We start from the raw sequence: 17,012 nt of genomic DNA on the forward strand, positions 1-17,012 counted from the left end.
ACACCCGGGTGCGATACGAATTAAGTCACCGGGGCTGTTTGATTCAGCCCCGTGTCGTTTCTGAAATTAATCGAGATTTTGTCATGGCCCTCGACATTCACGCTCACCGCATCCTGATCCTGGACTTCGGTTCCCAGTACACCCAGCTGATCGCCCGCCGCGTGCGCGAAATCGGCGTTTACTGCGAACTGCACCCGTTCGACATGGACGACGCAGCGATCCGCGAATTCGCCCCTAAAGGCATCATCCTGGCCGGTGGCCCGGAGTCGGTACACGAAGCCGGCAGCCCGCGCGCCCCACAAGCTGTATTTGACCTGGGCGTACCGGTTTTCGGTATCTGCTACGGCATGCAGACCATGGCCGAGCAACTGGGCGGCAAGGTTGAAGGTTCCGAGCTGCGCGAGTTTGGTTATGCCCGTGTAGACGTGGTCGGCAAAAGCCGCCTGCTGGACGGCATCGAAGACCATATCGACGCCGACGGCCTGTTCGGTCTGGACGTGTGGATGAGCCACGGTGACAAGGTCACCATAATGCCGTCCGACTTCCACATTCTGGCCAGCACTCCAAGCTGCCCGATTGCCGGCATGTTCAGCGACGAGCGCGGCTACTACGGCGTGCAGTTCCACCCGGAAGTGACCCACACCAAACAGGGTGGCCGCATCCTGTCGCGCTTTATCCTCGACATCTGCGGCTGCGAAGCCCTGTGGACGCCGTCGAAAATCGCCGAAGACGCGATTGCCAACATCCGTGCCCAGGTTGGTACCGACAACGTATTGCTGGGCTTGTCCGGCGGCGTTGACTCCTCGGTAGTAGCAGCTTTGCTGCACAAGGCCATCGGCGACCAGTTGACCTGCGTATTCGTGGACAACGGCCTGCTGCGCCTGCACGAAGGTGAGCAAGTGATGGCCATGTTCGCCGAGAACATGGGCGTCAAGGTGATTCGCGCCAACGCTGCCGACCAGTTCCTGAACAACCTGGCTGGCGAAAGCGACCCGGAGAAAAAGCGCAAGATCATCGGCCGTACCTTTATCGACGTGTTCGATGCCGAATCCTGCAAGCTGGAAAACATCAAGTACCTGGCCCAGGGCACCATCTACCCGGACGTGATCGAGTCGGCTGGCGCCAAGAGCGGCAAGGCTCACGTCATCAAGTCGCACCACAACGTGGGCGGCCTGCCGGATGAAATGAACCTCAAGCTGGTTGAGCCACTGCGTGAGCTGTTCAAGGACGAAGTCCGTCGTCTGGGTCTGGAACTGGGCCTGCCGTACGACATGGTCTACCGTCACCCGTTCCCGGGCCCGGGTCTGGGCGTGCGCATCCTGGGTGAAGTGAAAAAGGAATACGCCGACATCCTGCGTCGTGCTGACCACATCTTCATCGAAGAGCTGCGCAAGGCTGACTGGTACCACAAAGTGAGCCAGGCATTTGTAGTGTTCCAGCCGGTTAAATCGGTTGGTGTTGTAGGCGATGGCCGTCGTTACGCCTGGGTAGTTGCCCTGCGTGCCGTAGAAACCATCGACTTCATGACCGCGCGTTGGGCTCATCTGCCTTACGAACTGCTGGAAACCGTCAGCGGCCGGATCATCAACGAAATCGAAGGCATCTCCCGCGTAACTTATGACGTGTCGAGCAAGCCGCCGGCAACGATTGAGTGGGAATGATTGGACGTCCGGCACTGACCGGCACCAACTAGCAAGAAACACCCTGAAGCCCGCGTAATTGCGGGCTTTTGGTTTTTTGGGTCTGGCAAGTTCTGGCAGCTTTGTGCATCGCCAAGCACCGTGTTTATGTGGCATGGTACGGGGCATTGACTGAGCCAAATGCCATGCTCGGTGTTCGATACCATGTCGCCTTTGTGGGTAAGGGCATGGTATCAAGACTCATAATCCACCCGGTTTTATTGGGTTTTCTCGCGGTTTTGGGTGTGTTTCTGAGCATGGTATTTTTTGAACGGAATTCGCGAGCCTCATGCTGACCGATACCAAGCTACGTAATCTCAAACCGAAAGAAAAACTCTACAAAGTGAACGACCGTGATGGACTTTACGTAGCTGTCACGGCTGCGGGCGCAATCTCGTTTCGCTACAACTACTCCATCAATGGACGACAGGAGACGATCACGTTTGGTCGCTATGGTGTAGGTGGAATCACGCTTGCAGAAGCGCGAGAGCGGCTTGGTGAAGCCAAAAAGATGGTTGCGGCTGGCAAGTCACCTGCCAAGGAGAAAGCCCGTGACAAGGCACGTAGCAAGGGAGCAGAAACGTTTGATGCCTGGGCCGAGAAATGGCTTCGCGGGTATCAGATGGCTGACTCGACCCGTGATATGCGGCGCTCTGTTTATGAGCGTGAGCTGAAACCGAAGTTTGGTAATCAGAAGCTGGTGGAAATCAACCATGAGGACCTGCGAGCGCTGACCGATGCAATCGTGGAGCGAGGTGCTCCAGCAACGGCGGTGCACTCCCGTGAGATCGTAATGCAGGTTTTCCGATGGGCGATTGAGCGTGGCCAGAAGGTCGAGAACCCGGCCGATCTGGTACGTTCTGCGAGCATCGCTAAATTTGAGCCTCGTGACCGCGCTTTGGGTCCAGACGAAATCGCGTTGATGTACCAGTACTTGGACCGTATCGGCACCGCCTCCTCCGTGAGAGCGGCGGCTAAACTGCTGTTGCTCACCATGGTTCGAAAAAGTGAGCTGACCAACGCCACCTGGGATGAGATCAATTTTAGTGAAGCCCTGTGGACCATTCCGAAAGAGCGGATGAAGCGACGCAACCCCCATTTGGTGTTCTTGTCTCGGCAGGTGCTGGATTTCTTCATCGCGTTGAAGACGTTTGCCGGTGGTTCAGAATACGTCTTTCCTTCCCGGTACGATTCTGATCTGCCAATGAGTACCGCAACCATCAATCAGGTACTGACGCTGAGCTATCGGCTCGCGCAGAAAGAAGGGAAGCCGCTGAGTAAGTTCGGACCGCATGATTTGAGACGGACAGCTAGCACGCTGCTGCACGAGGCGGGCTACAACTCAGACTGGATTGAGAAATGTCTTGCACACGAGCAGAAGGGTGTTAGGGCTGTCTATAACAAGGCCGAGTATCGAGAGCAGCGTACTGCGATGTTACAGGACTGGGCCGATATGATTGATGAGTGGACAGCCAATCGGCCCCGTTCGGGCGACGGTTACAGATAATCAAGTTAGAGCTTCGGTCGTTTTTATCTCATTGCCTGTTTTCGCCCCCGTCGCTTGATGGCGGCAGAAACTGCTTGGCGTGATACGCCAAGTTGGCGGGCGATTTCCGCTTGATTCGTAATGCCTTGGTTTAACAAATCATCCATTGAGCTTGTTGGTGACTTGAGTGCCTGGAGCTGGTTATAGGCATTTTTCCTGACTTCTGCCCATGTCTCGATATCCCACCTAGGGAGGACGGCAGCTCCTTGGGACCAGATTTTTTCAATTAAATCCTCATACTCTAGTGTGAACCTCCGGTCGCGCTGGTAAGCGCGGCGAGCTTCATCGCTACGCCGCGGATTGTGAACTTCACAGTAGAGTTTACTCGGTCTCGCTGCGCCCTCGGGATGGGCCGGTAGGGCTGAAGGCCGCAGTAATTCGCCGTGGCGTGCCCAAGTAGAAACTAGCATTCGGCGCTCCACATGCTCACGGAATGCTGCGACCGAAAAGTCCCCGCGCAACTCCTGCATGTCGCAGTATCTCCCCAGCATGCGCGGGGGTTCGTACTTGCCGAACTCTCCCTTCAATGCTCGTTCATAGCGAGCCACCAAGGTATCGGTTTTTTTCCGGGCTTCTGTACGAATAGATTCTGTTAGCGGCACTGCTTTGATATTTCCGCGTTTTAGACGCTTGAAGACCTTTGGCGCCGCCATGCTGATCGCATATTCGGTAGATCGCCAGCATAGCTCGCAGAAGCACCACTCGTAGTGGTTGCTCAACTTCGCACGGATGCGATCAGACGATGTATCGCTTTCTCTAACCAGCACTTTCAGAAGCGGATCGTATGTGCTCGACGCTTTTTCATATTTTCCCATCGCCCGATGATAGCTCTGGATGACAACTAAATTCTAACTTTTTTGCGTCCTGATTCTGGCGTTAGAAGGCATTGTCAAGCATCTGATAACTCTGAAGGAAAGTGACCTCATGGAGAACAAGCCAAAGAGTAAGACGCTCATCAACCGCAAGAAATTGCACGCGATGATCCCGCTTGCTGAGCGCACCATCTACAACATGGAGCAGCGGGGCGAGTTCCCGCGCCGTATCGCACTAACCAGTCGGAACGTTGCGTGGGATCTGACTGAAATCGAAGAATGGATTGACGCGCGCAAATCGTCGGGCACTCACGCTATTCGCCCAGGAATGGGGGTTTAGCCGTGGCGAGTGATGTACTGGCGGTGTCCGGGAATGAACCGCTTGTGCTGAGTTTTATGCTGCCGGTTGTAGATGGATCTGAACTTGATTGCGGGATGAGCTGTTGGCATGCATCGCGTCATATGCTGGGCCAATCCCTTGACTAGCGGCGGCCATGGGCAACTTCTAGTTGGCAGTCTGTTGTCACGGATCGAAGAAAATCACGCCGCGTACCGCAAGAAGCTGGAGGCCGCAGCACTTCCGGGCGAGTCGATTAGGGAAATAGAGGAGCGACTGCGTACCGAAGAAAAAAAGAGGCCTCCACGCCAGGATCTGCCAACGCCAAGGTCGCCAGTTGCAGCTAAAAAGGCGATACCTTGCCCGCGTGAACACGAAAGGCAGGCTGATTCCGTTGTACCTTCGCGGTACGAAGTAAGCGCCCGCGATAGCCGCAGCATGATGGATGTGGCTGTGTTCCGAATATCCAAGCAGAAAAAACGGGCGGGAGAAATCAGCCGCTACAACCTTTCAGACGGTTACGTCGAGGTCACAGCTGGCCCATATGGCATGGCGTCAATTTGGGATTATGACATCGTGCTAATGCTGATTTCTTATCTAACAGAGGCTATGAATCGCTACCGAGAAGGGAAGGGTGAGAAGCCGTGTCGTGTGTTCAAATCGCACGTGTCTGACATTTTGAAATTCTGCCGGAAGGGCGACGGAAGCCGCCAATTTAAAGAAGTAGAGGGTGCTCTAGATCGCCTCAAAGGTACGACTATCAAAAGCGTGCGGGAAAGCTCCCCACGAAACGGTAAGCGCAGCATGCGGGAGGTAGAGTCCGAGGGATTGATTAGCCACTATCGCGTAATTTCGCGTACTGACACCGGCAAGGTGGCCAGTGTCGAGATTGAGGCACCTAACTGGATATATCGGGAAGTCACTTCGGGGGCAAAGCCGGACATTCTGACAGTGCACCCTGATTATTTCCTGATCGAATCGGGAATAGGGCGTTTTGTCTACCGATTGGCGCGCCGTGCCGCAGGTAAAGACGATGCAAAGTGGGCATTTAAAACTCTATATGCGCGTAGCGGCAGCACCGGGACGCTCAAAAAGTTCTCGGAGAACCTGCGCAAGGTCATCGCAACAGATGATTTACCCGAGTACGGCTTGGTGGAAGAAGTTGGCCTGAGTGGGCCGCAGCTTGTAATGATGCGTCGATCAGATAAGAAAATACTGAAATAAGGTCCCTAATAGACGGTACTCCAGAACACTAAAGGCCCGGAGATGGCCATTTTTCCGTTTGAATGTGTACTCCTGTGGATAGACCGTCTATTGGGGGCCATTCACCGTCCATTAGGGGCTGATCCACCGTCTATTAGGGGGCGCATCACCGTCTATCAGGGACTGCATATTGTTGTAAGTGATTGAAATCAATGGGTAATAAAACCGTTTTTCTTCCTAAATCTTTATTTAAATCTATTAAATCTCTTAAAGCCTATTTTGCTTTGGCAGTGTCCGTCCTCTAAGCACCTGCCCTCTCTGATATGAAAAAGCGTTCCCTACGCTCACAAACTGTTGCTTGAGATCGACTGCGGCCGTCGTAGCGCACATCCATATCATCGAACCAGATTCCGGCAGGTCTGCCACCAGACAGATCGTAGAGAGCAACGACGGACACCAAAAAGAGAGCATGTGAGCGATTTCAGGTAATTTGGCAGCCAAGCAGCCAGCACCGACTATTACGTAACACACTGGACGAGCTCTCGATCTATTCAGTGATTTCATTGGCAATGCAAGGGCGCACTTTCTGGCTCGGGCTTCGCACAAGATGGTCTAGAGAGTCTTGGTGGTGTGTAATAGACGGGAATAAAAAGCCCCGCAAAGCGGGGCATGTCATCAATGCTTGGATTCGTTGAGCCTCTGCTGTTCAGCAAGCAGGTCCAGCCGGATTTCGTCGAGGTGCTTGCGTTGACGTCTGGAACCAAAGAATGGCAACAGATGAAGATCGCCCAAGTCGGAAAATGTCTTTATCCCACAGGTACCATCCCCAGTTGCACCTCCGCGTGTAGGCGGATGTAACGTCCGTCAAGCGTATCTAGTAAAGGGCCATGCCCTTTGGCTCGCAGAAGTCGTCCAAGCGCCCAGAAACCTACACCAAGAACGAAGAAGCTACCCAGCATGAAAAAGCCAAACAGAATGTCTGCAATCATGATTGTTCACCCGGTGATTGAGTCTTAGGCGACGGAGCCGCTTCTTTGGTGCCGCTTTCAGTTTCTGCAGCTGTGGCCAAGTCAGCTCCATGTATTACGTTTGCAGGCTCCCTTCCTTCTCCGTTGTCCACGTTGTCACCACCTGAGTTAGGAACAGCTTGTGGAGTACCGGCGCCCAGCGAAATTCCTGCGGTCCCCTCCATACCGGGCACAGACATAGCGGCCATGAGTCCAACTGCTCGGGTTGCGGCTGATGCCACGTTATGGGCAGACAACCCTCCACCATTGTCTTGCGCACCTCCTGCGTACTGCTGAGAGGCTTGCAAGGTCGATTGCAAACTACTGCCGCCCTGATCCTCTTGTGGATTCGTCTGCGGCTGCGCGGCGGCTTTGCCCTTGGAATCGTCGCCGTTGCCTAGCGCAGCTTTCGCCGCCTTTTTGGCTGCCTGCTGCACGCCTTGGCTTGGCTGCGTCAGTGGGCTGCCGCCGCTAGGGCCACTAGAGGCGCTACCGCCGATTTTAGCTCCGGCTGATTTAGCGGCAGAACTACCGCCAGTGCTGGACCCGAGGCCCGAGCTAATAGCGCCAGTGCTGGCTGTGCCACCACCACCGGCAAAGCTGGAGTTGATTGCGCTGGCCAGACCTCCGGTGCCAATACCCCCGGGCGCGGCCGCTACACTTGCGCCACTACCACTACCACTCGCACCGATTGCCCTGGCCGCTGCCGGAGCTAATGCGCCTGCCGTGGCAATGGTAGCCGCCGCGGCTGCTGCACCAGCTACACCAGCCGCGGCCATGCCGCCAATCGCACCGCCGCCACCCGAAGAAACGCCGCTAATCATGCCCGCGATCAGTTCGGGAATGGTCTTGGTCAGGTAGGCGCATACCAGCGATAACCCCACCAAGGTCATCAGAGAGGCTTCGTCATTGGTATAAGCAACCTGCCACTTCTTCGCGACAGTCAGAATCAAGCCGACTATCAACGTCACCATAAATAGCTTGGCACCCACGGAAACTGCGTAGCGAATAACAGCCATCGTGTATTCCCGTGTCCACTGCGATGCGCCGAAAGCCATGAATAGAACAGAGGCGTTGATAACGACATAAGCCTCGACCAATGTCACAAAAATGAATGCCGCGATGAAAGCAAAAGCCATCAGAACGAGGATGGCAGCCAAGGCAACGACGATACTCTGCGAAGGGTTGAAAACGCTCATTCCGGTCAGGATGGCACGAGAAAACTCGACCGCCGTCGCAAACATATCTCCTGGCATTAGCTCAGGGCTTGGCAAGCCTGCTGCATGTGCCCCAGCTTGTCGGAAACTGTTCACAACCGCGCTTGCCCACTCCGTTGAGTGATCGAGCAGTATCAGGAAAAAACCGATGACCATGATGAAGCGGATTAGCTCGCCAACTAGCTCGCCGAAGTCGACTTGTTTGAATACCATCGGGAAGAATGTCCACACAAACTGGATGAGTGCCAGACTCCAAAATAGGTTCACCGCATAGCCATGAAGGCGAGGGGCCCATTCGTTAGAAGCCTCAAGAATCATGTCCAGCAAGCCCTGCATTGAGGTGTCGCTTTGGGCTAGATCGACTCCTGCAGCTGCACTCCCTGCAAGCAGCATTAGAAATAGTCCGCTGCAGCCAGCAATCATAGGTACGCGCATGTCAGTACCCCTTGGCGCCACCGCGACTGTTCGGGCGCTCATTGAATTGTTTGTCGGCGGCATGAGACTGGTTGATCTTTTCGGTAACCACTATGCGGTCATTAGAGATGGAACATATGATGCCGACCAGAGCTGCCCCTCCAAGTCCAGATGCTACACACAGCACAATAAGAAGCCATTTAGAGAACTTCATAGTCAGTACCCCTTCGCGCCGCCGCGAGTATTTGGGCGCTTGTTGAATTGCTCGGAGGCGGCGTCGCCGACCGACTGACGCGCGGTTTCTTGGGCTATGTAATTGCCCTGCAGGGTAATTTGAGTCGCCACCAAGTCGCGCAGTTTCTGAAGCTGCTGCACGTTTGAAGCGGCAATCTCGTTCCCAGCTTGGATGGCCTGCATCCGACCCGATGATGACTGCGAACGGTTCACCAGTTGTTCCAAGTGTGCATCTTCCGTCTCAAATGTGCTGGTATTCATGCCTGCTGCCTGCATAGCTCTTTTTGCGTTATCAAAGCCTTGCGCCGACCATTTTTCGTAGCGATCCGGCATTACGTCAGTCGCCTTACTGCTCGACTGGAGAAATTTCTGCAAATACGCCTCATACCCGGGAAACTGCGTATTGAATTGCGAATCGAGATTCGCCACATTGCGGCCTAATGACTGCGCCCTGTTGTAGATGCTTGTTACACGCTGCATGTCTTGGGTGATCCGGCCAAACATGCTGTTTGGCAACGGAGTCCCCTGCGTGACCATATTGTTGTATTGCTGAACTTGTGTCGAAAGCTGCTCTGCAGTGTTCAACGCCGTATTGACTGCTTCTGCGTACTCGAACATCTGTTGATAGAATGTAGAGCAGTTTGTGCAGTAGATAGCAAAGGCGTTCTGCCATGTAAAAAGCAAAGTAAAAACTGTTATTAATAATCTCCATCCATTTATCATTTTTGTCTCCAATGCGAGCCTGTCATGATAAATGAACGCGATTGCTTGCAATAGCGAGCGACGTAACGTGTGAACTGCACATATCCAAAGCTAAATCGATCAGCGTATTCGGTGTAGAGCCGAGTAAGGGGGTGGCCGAGCAGTATTTTCGTTTCTAACTCCTTCCTGATCGAGAAGAACTCAGCACGGCCAGCTCTTCTTTTGATAGGCTTTAGACTATTACTTTGCATCGACTTTCTCCGTTTGTTCCTATTGGTTTTAGCACGGATAAAAGCCTAGGGAAACATACAATAACTGCGCAGCTAAAATTAATGAAATTTAGCGTGATTGTATGCAGCTCAAGGAAGTTTAAGGCAACTCTAGGCAATTCAATGCGACTGTATGCGATTTAGCGAAATTCAAAGCGATTGATGAGTTTTTAGTTTTAAATCGCATTAAATCGCTTACAACAGTATGGCAAGATGTGTGTTGTACGGGTACGGGCAAGCCCGAACCCATCCAACACCGCCCCTTATTCGCCTGCGGCTCAACGGTATCTTGCTCTGCGAGGCCCGCCGCCGCTGCCTCGTCTAAGAGCGAAAAGCAACAACAGGAGCAGAAGCAATGACAGAGGACACCAAAGGAAAAGCCCAGCCTCGACGGCGCGGAAAGCCGATAGAGGTGTGGGTTACAGATGAGGAAAAGGCGACCATCACTGAGCGTGCCGAAGAGGCTGGTATGTCCCGCTCCGGTTACCTCCGAGCATTGGGTCTGAATACACCCATTCGCTCGGTCGTCGATCTGAAAGCGGTGGCTGATCTTTGCAGAATTAACGGCGACTTGGGGCGGGTTGCCGGTTTGTTGAAGCTGTGGCTTTTGGAGAAAAACGGGCAGGGAGCAAGCTCGGTCGAGATCGAGCGGATGATGGTCGAGTTTCGAGAGCTGCAGGCGGGTGTTCGGGAAAAGATGAGCGCTGTCGTTTTTGTTAGAAAAGCGTAGGGCTTGACGCCGAAACTCTTTGGATTGTGCAATCCAATTCAGTGCTGACAGTTGCTAGAATTGCGCATTTTTCCCGTTAGCCGCTTTGAAAGGAAATGCACATGTCGGCTCTTGCTGCGCTTTTGGATTCTTATCGTTCTGCCTCTGTCACCGAGCGCGAGAAGGGCACCTACTTTGAGGAACTGATCTGCGTTTACTTGCGCAATGAAGCGACCTACCGCGATCTGTACGATCAAGTATGGACGTATGCCGACTGGGCCAAGGAGCAGGGCTTGAGTGGTAAGGATGCATGCATTGATCTTGTGGCTCGTACCCAGGGCACCGGCGAGTATCACGCCATCCAGTGCAAGCTGTTCGCCGAGGACTACAAAGTCCAGAAGAAGGACATCGACAGTTTCTTCACCGCCTCGGGCAAAGCGCCGTTCTCGCACCGCATCATCGTTACCACCACCAACAACTGGAGCGAGCACGCCGAGGATGCCTTGCAGGGCCAACAGCCTCCGGTCAGCAAGATCGATCTGCAAGCCTTGGAAGACAGCCAGATTGACTGGGCCAAGTACCAGTCCAGCAAAGCGGTCGCACTCAAATCCAAGAAGCAACTGCGTGAGCACCAGCAGACAGCATTAAATGCTGTATCTGCGAATGCGCAAGTAGTACTGCCTCCATCACAGTCCGGTATTTTACGCACTGGAACAGGCCTCTAGTGATATCGGGGACCGAAGAGATTGAGAGGGGGTTGTGTGCTACGAAATCCTTTAATTTCTTATGGTGCTCGCTTTCACCTCCTCCGGCGATTTGACAAGCCAACTCAAGAGCGTGCGAGAAATCGGTTTCGGTCAGTTCAAGGTCTAAAGTTTTTAGGACCTTGTCCCATTGTGGAAACGTAAAAACGTGATTGAGTTCGGCTTTGACAATTACCTGCTTCTGATGGCGGGGCAGAGTAGCGAACTCTTCTTCCTTAACTAAAAACCACCCGACCCCTTCACCAGGTAGGCCGGTGTTTTTATTGACTACCAGCGCTTGGATATCCGAGCAAAAGCCATTGCACTATCTCAGCTCTTTGGCCAGATCTAACCAAGCCATTGCAGCCGGAGGCAAATGCGCACCGGCACGCCAAGCGAGTGCAATATTCCAATCCGTGTGTGGCTCTTCAAGAGGTACTAGAGCGATGCCCGCATGTTTATGTTTTTGCGCAAGCATTCGCGGTAAAAATGCCACCCCTAAACCTGCAGCTACCAGGTCGGCGATGAAATCAATCTGCCCGCTGCGGGCCGTCACCCGGGGCACAATCCCTCTTCGATCACAAGCGGCCATAATTAATGCGTTAAGCGCAAACCCCTCATCAAAGAGGATGAATGGCGAATCCGCCAGATCACTGAAGTTCATTCGCTTGCGTCGCGAAAGCGAATGGGCGCTAGGCAGCACAACCACTAAAGGCTCGTTGCGCACTTCCTGATAAGCGAAAGTTTCATCGATCGGAATCAGTAGTGCTGCCAAGTCCACCTCTCCGGCCTCCAGGCACTCACACAGTTTCTTACTACCGTGCTCTATCAGTTCTATATTCACCATCGGATAGCGGCTGCGATAAGTAGCAAACATCTCAGCGAACAATACCCCGGAGCCTACAGGCGGCAAGCCGATCCGCAGCGTACCGCCCTTCAGGTCGCGCAGTTCATTGATCTCTGCGATCAGATCGTTCCGATCTGCGAGTAATACCAGTGCGCGCCGATAGGCAATCTCACCTGCGGCCGTCAACTCGCTTTTATGGCCGATACGGTTCAGCAGTGGCGTACCTAGCTCATCCTCGAGCGTCCTGACTGCCTTGCTGACTGAGGACTGAGTCAAAGACACAACCTCCGCAGCTTGGGAGAAACCTCCCTGGCGCACCACTTCTACAAACACCCGCAGCGTTCTGAGATTCATGTGTATTCCAATAGCGACTCAATTCGAGTAGAAAAAGTTGTTTTTATCATACTCAACAATCCCTTATCGTGAAATTCACTCAGCAACGTCCTACGTCGCTGAAATTTTCTAGAGACCTAGGAGTTGTAGATAATGATTATTTCATCGGCATCCGACTATCGCGAAGCCGCGAGACGCAAATTGCCGCGATTTCTGTTCGACTACATCGACGGCGGCGCCTATGCCGAACACACAATGCGTGCCAATAGCGCTGACCTCGCCAGCATCAGCTTGCGTCAACGCATCTTGAGAAATGTTGACAGTTTGAGTCTCAAGACGACGCTCTTTGGAAAGGAACAGAGTCTGCCGATCATCCTCAGCCCCGTCGGACTGACCGGTATGTATGCCCGTCGTGGTGAAGTACAAGCGGCCAAGGCTGCGGCCACGAAAGGCATTCCCTTTTGCCTGTCCACAGTATCGGTCTGCTCGATTGAAGAGGTTAGTTCCCAGAGTTCGCAATCGATCTGGTTTCAACTCTATGTGCTCAAGGATCGCGGATTTATGCGTAATGCCCTAGAGCGTGCTCAAGCAGCCGGCGTTACCACGCTGGTGTTCACCGTAGACATGCCGACGCCAGGCGCTCGTTACCGTGATGCCCACTCGGGCATGTCTGGGCCACTCGCAGCTTCACGGCGCATCCTGCAAGCCACCACTAGGCCGGATTGGGCGTTTAATGTCGGTATCCTCGGTCGTCCGCATGATTTGGGCAACATCTCCAAGTACCTGGGCAAAGCCACCACCCTGGAAGATTATGTTGGCTGGTTAGGCAATAACTTCGACCCCTCTATCAGCTGGAAGGACCTGGAATGGATCCGCGAGTTTTGGAAGGGCCCGATGATTATCAAGGGCATCCTTGATCCACAGGACGCCAAGGACGCAGTAAGTTTCGGCGCTGATGGCATCGTGGTCTCCAACCACGGCGGTCGCCAATTGGACGGTGTGCTGTCCACCGCTAGGGCTTTGCCTCCCATCGCCGAAGTAGTGGGTGATGACCTGACGGTGCTGGTGGACTCTGGCATTCGTTCCGGGCTGGATGTTGTGCGCATGCTCGCCTTAGGCGCCAAGGCATGCCTGCTGGGGCGCTCGACGGTTTACGCTCTGGCCGCCGACGGACAGCACGGGGTAGAGAATATGCTGGATATCTTCTCGCAAGAAATGCGCGTGGCAATGACGCTCACTGGTGTTACCTCGATTGACAAGATCGATCGAACCGCATTGGTTCCAGTTGAGTAATGAAGGTTCGATCATGTCGCAATCACTGACCGTTAAGATGTTGGAAGCGGTACGCAATGTACCGATTGGCTACGTAGTGTGTGGTGGTGTTGTCTGTACTGTGCCGGCGCTCCTCGCGGCTCGCTTACACAACCCCTTGTTCTGTTGGTCAGCGATTGCCGCATTCTGGAGCTATCTGTCGATTCCGAGCGATAAGTCCCCAAAGGGTTGTATCTTCGGCCTGGTTTTCGGCATCACCGGCGCCGTGGCGTCAGGGCTAGGTGCTTGGACGATGGTATGGCCGCAACTGGCTATAGCACTGTCGGCCCTCTTTGCGTTTGCTGGCGCTTACGCCCAGGTTTGCGGCGCGCGCATTAGCATTCCCGCTTTGCTGACAGCGACGGCATTTGCGGTATCCACTGCATTCCCGGCAAAGGACTTTGCCCAGGGATTTGCTTATGCACGTTACTTTCTATATGGCAGCCTATGGGCTACAGGCTCCGCATTGCTGTTCCAATGGTGTCAGTACGACCAGCCTGATGCTGCAAAGCGGCCAGTTTTATGGTCGGCACTCAGAACAAATTTCACACCGAAATCTAACTTCTTTCTGCATGGGCTTCGCGTTGCGCTGTCGGGAGCACTGTCAGTTTGGTTGGTTCAATTGTGGTCGTTGCATTACGGATACTGGATGACCCTTACGGTGTTTCTGATCATGCAGCCCTACATGCATTCAACGTTGAGGATGTCTCTGGAGCGAGTCGGCGGCACCTTCTTAGGGGGAGCCATTGCTGCCGTTCTTGGTTACGCAATCCATGATCCGTTTTTGTTGGCTGCACTGATACTGCCTGTTTCTATTGGCACCCTGGCAGGGCGCTCTGTGAGCCACATCAGCTATTTGATGTTCCTCACTCCACATTTCATACTGGTCGCGCAGGTTGGCCAGTCAGGAGGATCGGAGCTGGATTTGGTATTTCTACGAATGCTCTACAGCACCGGTGGTGCACTTTTAGCGATCATCGCTTCGCTTGTGATTTTTCCTCGCTGGCAAACGGCTGAGCCGTAGAGGACTAGGGGAGTGTTTCCTAGACCGCCGGTTTGAAAGCCCCTTCCCGTGCAGCCAACCAGTAACACCGCGCAAAAACTCAGTAATAGGCTCCGCGTGAACATGGCGTTCTTCCTCATGGTTTGACTCGGATGTTTGTAGGCCCTGATCGTGCCGTAGTCACGTGCGCCCTATCAAAGAGCGCTATACCCCCTCTACAGGTGCTTGTCATGCGATGAGAGGCGGGAGGGCTGAGCATCTAGAGCGTCGTTCGGGAATGGTTCTTTTCATGGTATGCCTTTTGTTTTGTTTGATAGTTATCTGCTTTTAAAGGTTTTATTGCGCTTGTTGATAATAGAGTGGGAATAATCGGTAGGCCGGCATAGTCCGGCACCCGTGAGCAAGAACACCCTGAAGCCCGCTTAATTGCGGGCTTTTGGCTTTTTGGGTCTGGCAAATTCTGGCAGCTTTGTGCATCGCCAGGCGCCGTGTTTAGGTGGCTTGGTAATGGACCCGCGCTGATTTCGGGCTAGAAGTTATCCATCGCGTGACACATCGACACCTTGCCATCAGGCTTCGGTTCGACAGCGACCCATTGCATGCCGTCAGCTGAAAGCTCATCCAGCAGGAATGAACAGTCCGCCGACATCGATGCCTGCACCCGGTAATCCACCCCGGGCCGAGGTACGAAGGTCATGGTCCTGGCACACTGCCGGGCATATTGCAGGCGCCCCAGGTAATGGAACGCGATCGGCTTGTTCGCCGGCACTACCAGCTCTGACGAGACCGAACCTGCCAACGAATAGATCGGCCCGGCAATGCCGAGGTTTTCACCGTTATGGTCGGGGAAGCCGGATTTCGCCGACGCCATCACCCCCGCGCCGGGCACATTCCAGTCGAGGCAGTCACGCCCCGGCACGGCGCGCACCAGGCCGTCGGTGAGCAGGCGAATACGGGCAGTCTCGCCGCTCTGCGGGGGTATGTAGCCGGTAGACAGCGAACGCACGTTTGCCACTTGGCCGCAGCCGCTGAGCGCTAGCAGAACGGCGGGGATTACAGTGAACAGTCTCATCAGGCAATCGACTCGCAGGGGCAGGTTAAGGCTGGCGGCAGTTCTGGCTGACTGACAGATGCGGCGCAGGTTCATAGGTCACGCGCTGCAAACCATCGGCGTCCTGGAACAGGAAGTACTTGGTGCGACAGTCCTTGAACATTGTCGAGTAACCCTCGGCCCGGAAGCCTTGACCATCTACCTGTTTGGTCACGGTATTGTTGCGGCTGACCACCGCGAGCACACTCTGATAGCTGTCGCCCATGTTTACCCCAGGTTCGCCGGTGATTGCGGCCGAGGAGGCGCAACCACCCAGCGCTGTTGCCGCCAGGGCCAATGCGGCACCATACAGTCCGTTGCGTAGATTGTTCATTCCCTGTGTCCTTTTGGTGACGGATTAACGGCGGCCATCGCACACCGGCGATTCTCCAATACGACCGAGCTTGCACATGTCCAAGTTATCTTTGCGTTTGTAGCCTGCGTCTTTCATGCAATAGAAGTTCAGTAACCTCACATCGATTGGCGACCTGTCTCCTGCGCCATCAACATTGGTATATCCGCACGCACGCATCGCAGCAATGATCCCGGTCTGCGATACGCCCTCCTTGTACCATTTTGTGTAATCCGGAGCCGGCGGTTGAAAGCCCCTTCCCGTGCAGCCAACCAGTAACACAGCGCAAAAACTCAGCAACAGGCTCCTCGTGAACATGGCGTTCTTCCTTGGGTTTTGACGCGGGTAGAGTGTGATGCGCCAACATCGTATAGGGAACTTTCATTCAACAAATGGTTCCATACTGTCCTTCACTCAGACTGTTCAAGGATCGAATGAAAACTTATCTGGCAGTTCCGTTAGCAATCACACTCGCCCTTGTGATGACCGGTTGCAGTAGCCGTAAGGCGGGTGATCTCACTTCAACGCCGGTCGTGCCACTGGTCATGAATGACCATCAAGCCAGCTTGACCTTCCGTACCATCGGCGGGGAGGGTGATCACCCTGTCAGTTACATGTACGGGTATTCCGACGGTCGAATGGATGACGCGGGTGATCGTGTTTATGACACTGCTTACTTCAAGCGCATACCGGCCTATCTGAAGCGAATTGGCGGTGGCACTGACAGCATCAGCAAGCTGGTCGATGCAGACAAAGTGGTGCACGTGGAAGGGACGGTCAAGGCCAAGCAGTTCACCTTCAACGGTATTCCAATGCCTACGCCGTTCGATAAAGAGCAGCCTGTTGCGCAGCAATTCACCCCGCAAGCCAAGAAGAATTACGTGGTTGAAACCGTGATCGCTGACACTTGGGTGATGAACGTGTATGAAGTTTCTCCAACCGGTGAGCGCAAGACCGTTGGCGCTCAAAAAAATGATGGCGCCGCAGACTGATAGTGCATGAAAGGCCTTGAGCCCGGCTTGATATAAAAAGCGATCAACCTTTACTGTTGATCGCTTTTTTTGTGGTCGGCGTTCTGAATCATCAAACTTCCGACGCCAATTATTTGAACGTGGCAATTGCTCGAAATGGCAATTGAGCTTAGTTCGATTGATTCATACGCGTTATTAAAACCTCATCCATAAATAATACATGCCTCAACCAA

Annotated in this window: 16 protein-coding genes and 1 pseudogene; 9 read left to right on the forward strand and 8 right to left on the reverse strand. The window is 53.9% G+C overall.

Translation table 11 applies throughout. The features are described from left to right. Positions 1–83 precede the first annotated feature (83 nt). Together guaA and PPTH39_RS09030 are read left to right on the forward strand one after the other, a co-directional pair. Positions 84–1,661, forward strand: coding sequence for a glutamine-hydrolyzing GMP synthase (gene guaA / locus PPTH39_RS09025; RefSeq protein WP_130871886.1), 1,578 nt, complete (start codon positions 84–86; stop codon positions 1,659–1,661). A 307-nt stretch (positions 1,662–1,968) separates the two neighbouring features. Then, a complete protein-coding gene (locus tag PPTH39_RS09030) occupies positions 1,969–3,186 on the forward strand; it encodes a tyrosine-type recombinase/integrase (RefSeq protein WP_003443327.1) in 1,218 nt (405 codons plus the stop codon). 23 nt (positions 3,187–3,209) lie between these two features. Here PPTH39_RS09030 and PPTH39_RS09035 read toward each other — a convergent pair whose 3' ends face one another. Next, positions 3,210–4,040 carry a helix-turn-helix domain-containing protein gene (locus tag PPTH39_RS09035; RefSeq protein ID WP_003443326.1) on the reverse strand — a complete coding sequence of 277 codons (831 nt, stop codon included), beginning with the start codon at positions 4,038–4,040 and terminating at the stop codon, positions 3,210–3,212. A gap of 109 nt (positions 4,041–4,149) precedes the next feature. Between PPTH39_RS09035 and PPTH39_RS09040 the strand changes: the two genes are divergently transcribed. Both PPTH39_RS09040 and PPTH39_RS09045 read left to right on the forward strand, forming a co-directional pair. Beyond that, positions 4,150–4,377: a helix-turn-helix transcriptional regulator gene (locus PPTH39_RS09040; RefSeq protein WP_003443325.1), complete on the forward strand. Its 228-nt coding sequence runs from the start codon at positions 4,150–4,152 to the stop codon at positions 4,375–4,377. A 108-nt stretch (positions 4,378–4,485) separates the two neighbouring features. Next, positions 4,486–5,598, forward strand: coding sequence for a replication initiator protein A (locus tag PPTH39_RS09045; protein ID WP_003443324.1), 1,113 nt, complete (start codon positions 4,486–4,488; stop codon positions 5,596–5,598). A gap of 964 nt (positions 5,599–6,562) precedes the next feature. On the opposite strand, the gene trbL is transcribed toward PPTH39_RS09045, so the two are convergent. The 3 genes from trbL to PPTH39_RS23850 form a co-directional block, all read right to left on the reverse strand. Continuing rightward, positions 6,563–8,236 (reverse strand): P-type conjugative transfer protein TrbL, encoded by a 1,674-nt coding sequence (trbL, locus tag PPTH39_RS09050; protein WP_003443313.1) that lies wholly within the window; start codon positions 8,234–8,236, stop codon positions 6,563–6,565. A gap of 195 nt (positions 8,237–8,431) precedes the next feature. Then, complete coding sequence (trbJ, locus tag PPTH39_RS09055) at positions 8,432–9,172, reverse strand: P-type conjugative transfer protein TrbJ (RefSeq protein WP_003443308.1); 741 nt, start codon at positions 9,170–9,172, stop codon at positions 8,432–8,434. After that, on the reverse strand, positions 9,169–9,402 hold the full coding sequence (locus PPTH39_RS23850) for a TraK family protein (RefSeq protein ID WP_003443306.1): 234 nt from the start codon (positions 9,400–9,402) through the stop codon (positions 9,169–9,171). The genes trbJ and PPTH39_RS23850 overlap by 4 nt, the downstream gene beginning before the upstream one ends. A gap of 373 nt (positions 9,403–9,775) precedes the next feature. Here PPTH39_RS23850 and PPTH39_RS09065 point away from each other — a divergent pair, with 373 nt between their 5' ends. Together PPTH39_RS09065 and PPTH39_RS09070 are read left to right on the forward strand one after the other, a co-directional pair. After that, positions 9,776–10,150, forward strand: a complete 375-nt coding sequence (locus tag PPTH39_RS09065; protein ID WP_003443304.1) for a plasmid mobilization protein — start codon at positions 9,776–9,778, stop codon at positions 10,148–10,150. Positions 10,151–10,251: 101 nt separating this feature from the next. Beyond that, a pseudogene (locus PPTH39_RS09070) lies at positions 10,252–10,848 on the forward strand (restriction endonuclease); the annotation flags it as partial. Between the two features lie 349 nt (positions 10,849–11,197). On the opposite strand, the gene PPTH39_RS09075 reads toward PPTH39_RS09070, so the two are convergent. Beyond that, entirely contained in the window at positions 11,198–12,073 is an 876-nt protein-coding gene (locus PPTH39_RS09075) for a LysR family transcriptional regulator (protein WP_003443297.1), read from the reverse strand. 132 nt (positions 12,074–12,205) lie between these two features. On the opposite strand from PPTH39_RS09075, the gene lldD reads away from it, so the two are divergent. Both lldD and PPTH39_RS09085 read left to right on the forward strand, forming a co-directional pair. Beyond that, a complete protein-coding gene (gene lldD / locus PPTH39_RS09080; RefSeq protein ID WP_003443295.1) occupies positions 12,206–13,345 on the forward strand; it encodes an FMN-dependent L-lactate dehydrogenase LldD in 1,140 nt (379 codons plus the stop codon). A gap of 13 nt (positions 13,346–13,358) precedes the next feature. Continuing rightward, a complete protein-coding gene (locus PPTH39_RS09085; protein WP_003443292.1) occupies positions 13,359–14,387 on the forward strand; it encodes an FUSC family protein in 1,029 nt (342 codons plus the stop codon). Positions 14,388–14,895: 508 nt separating this feature from the next. Here PPTH39_RS09085 and PPTH39_RS09095 read toward each other — a convergent pair. Genes PPTH39_RS09095 through PPTH39_RS23705 form a run of 3 tightly spaced genes read right to left on the reverse strand, consistent with a single transcriptional unit; the run spans position 14,896 to position 16,126 of the window. Continuing rightward, positions 14,896–15,438, reverse strand: a complete 543-nt coding sequence (locus tag PPTH39_RS09095) for a hypothetical protein (protein ID WP_095018342.1) — start codon at positions 15,436–15,438, stop codon at positions 14,896–14,898. Positions 15,439–15,463: 25 nt separating this feature from the next. Beyond that, positions 15,464–15,790 carry a hypothetical protein gene (locus PPTH39_RS09100; protein ID WP_130871887.1) on the reverse strand — a complete coding sequence of 109 codons (327 nt, stop codon included), beginning with the start codon at positions 15,788–15,790 and terminating at the stop codon, positions 15,464–15,466. 24 nt (positions 15,791–15,814) lie between these two features. Continuing rightward, positions 15,815–16,126 (reverse strand): hypothetical protein, encoded by a 312-nt coding sequence (locus tag PPTH39_RS23705; RefSeq protein ID WP_010655636.1) that lies wholly within the window; start codon positions 16,124–16,126, stop codon positions 15,815–15,817. A 116-nt stretch (positions 16,127–16,242) separates the two neighbouring features. On the opposite strand from PPTH39_RS23705, the gene PPTH39_RS09110 reads away from it, so the two are divergent. Next, a complete protein-coding gene (locus PPTH39_RS09110) occupies positions 16,243–16,800 on the forward strand; it encodes a putative periplasmic lipoprotein (protein WP_095018344.1) in 558 nt (185 codons plus the stop codon). The last annotated feature ends 212 nt before the right edge of the window (positions 16,801–17,012 follow it).

Origin of the sequence: Pseudomonas bubulae, from assembly GCF_900618535.1 — a bacterium.
Classification (GTDB): Bacteria; Pseudomonadota; Gammaproteobacteria; order Pseudomonadales; family Pseudomonadaceae; genus Aquipseudomonas; species Aquipseudomonas bubulae.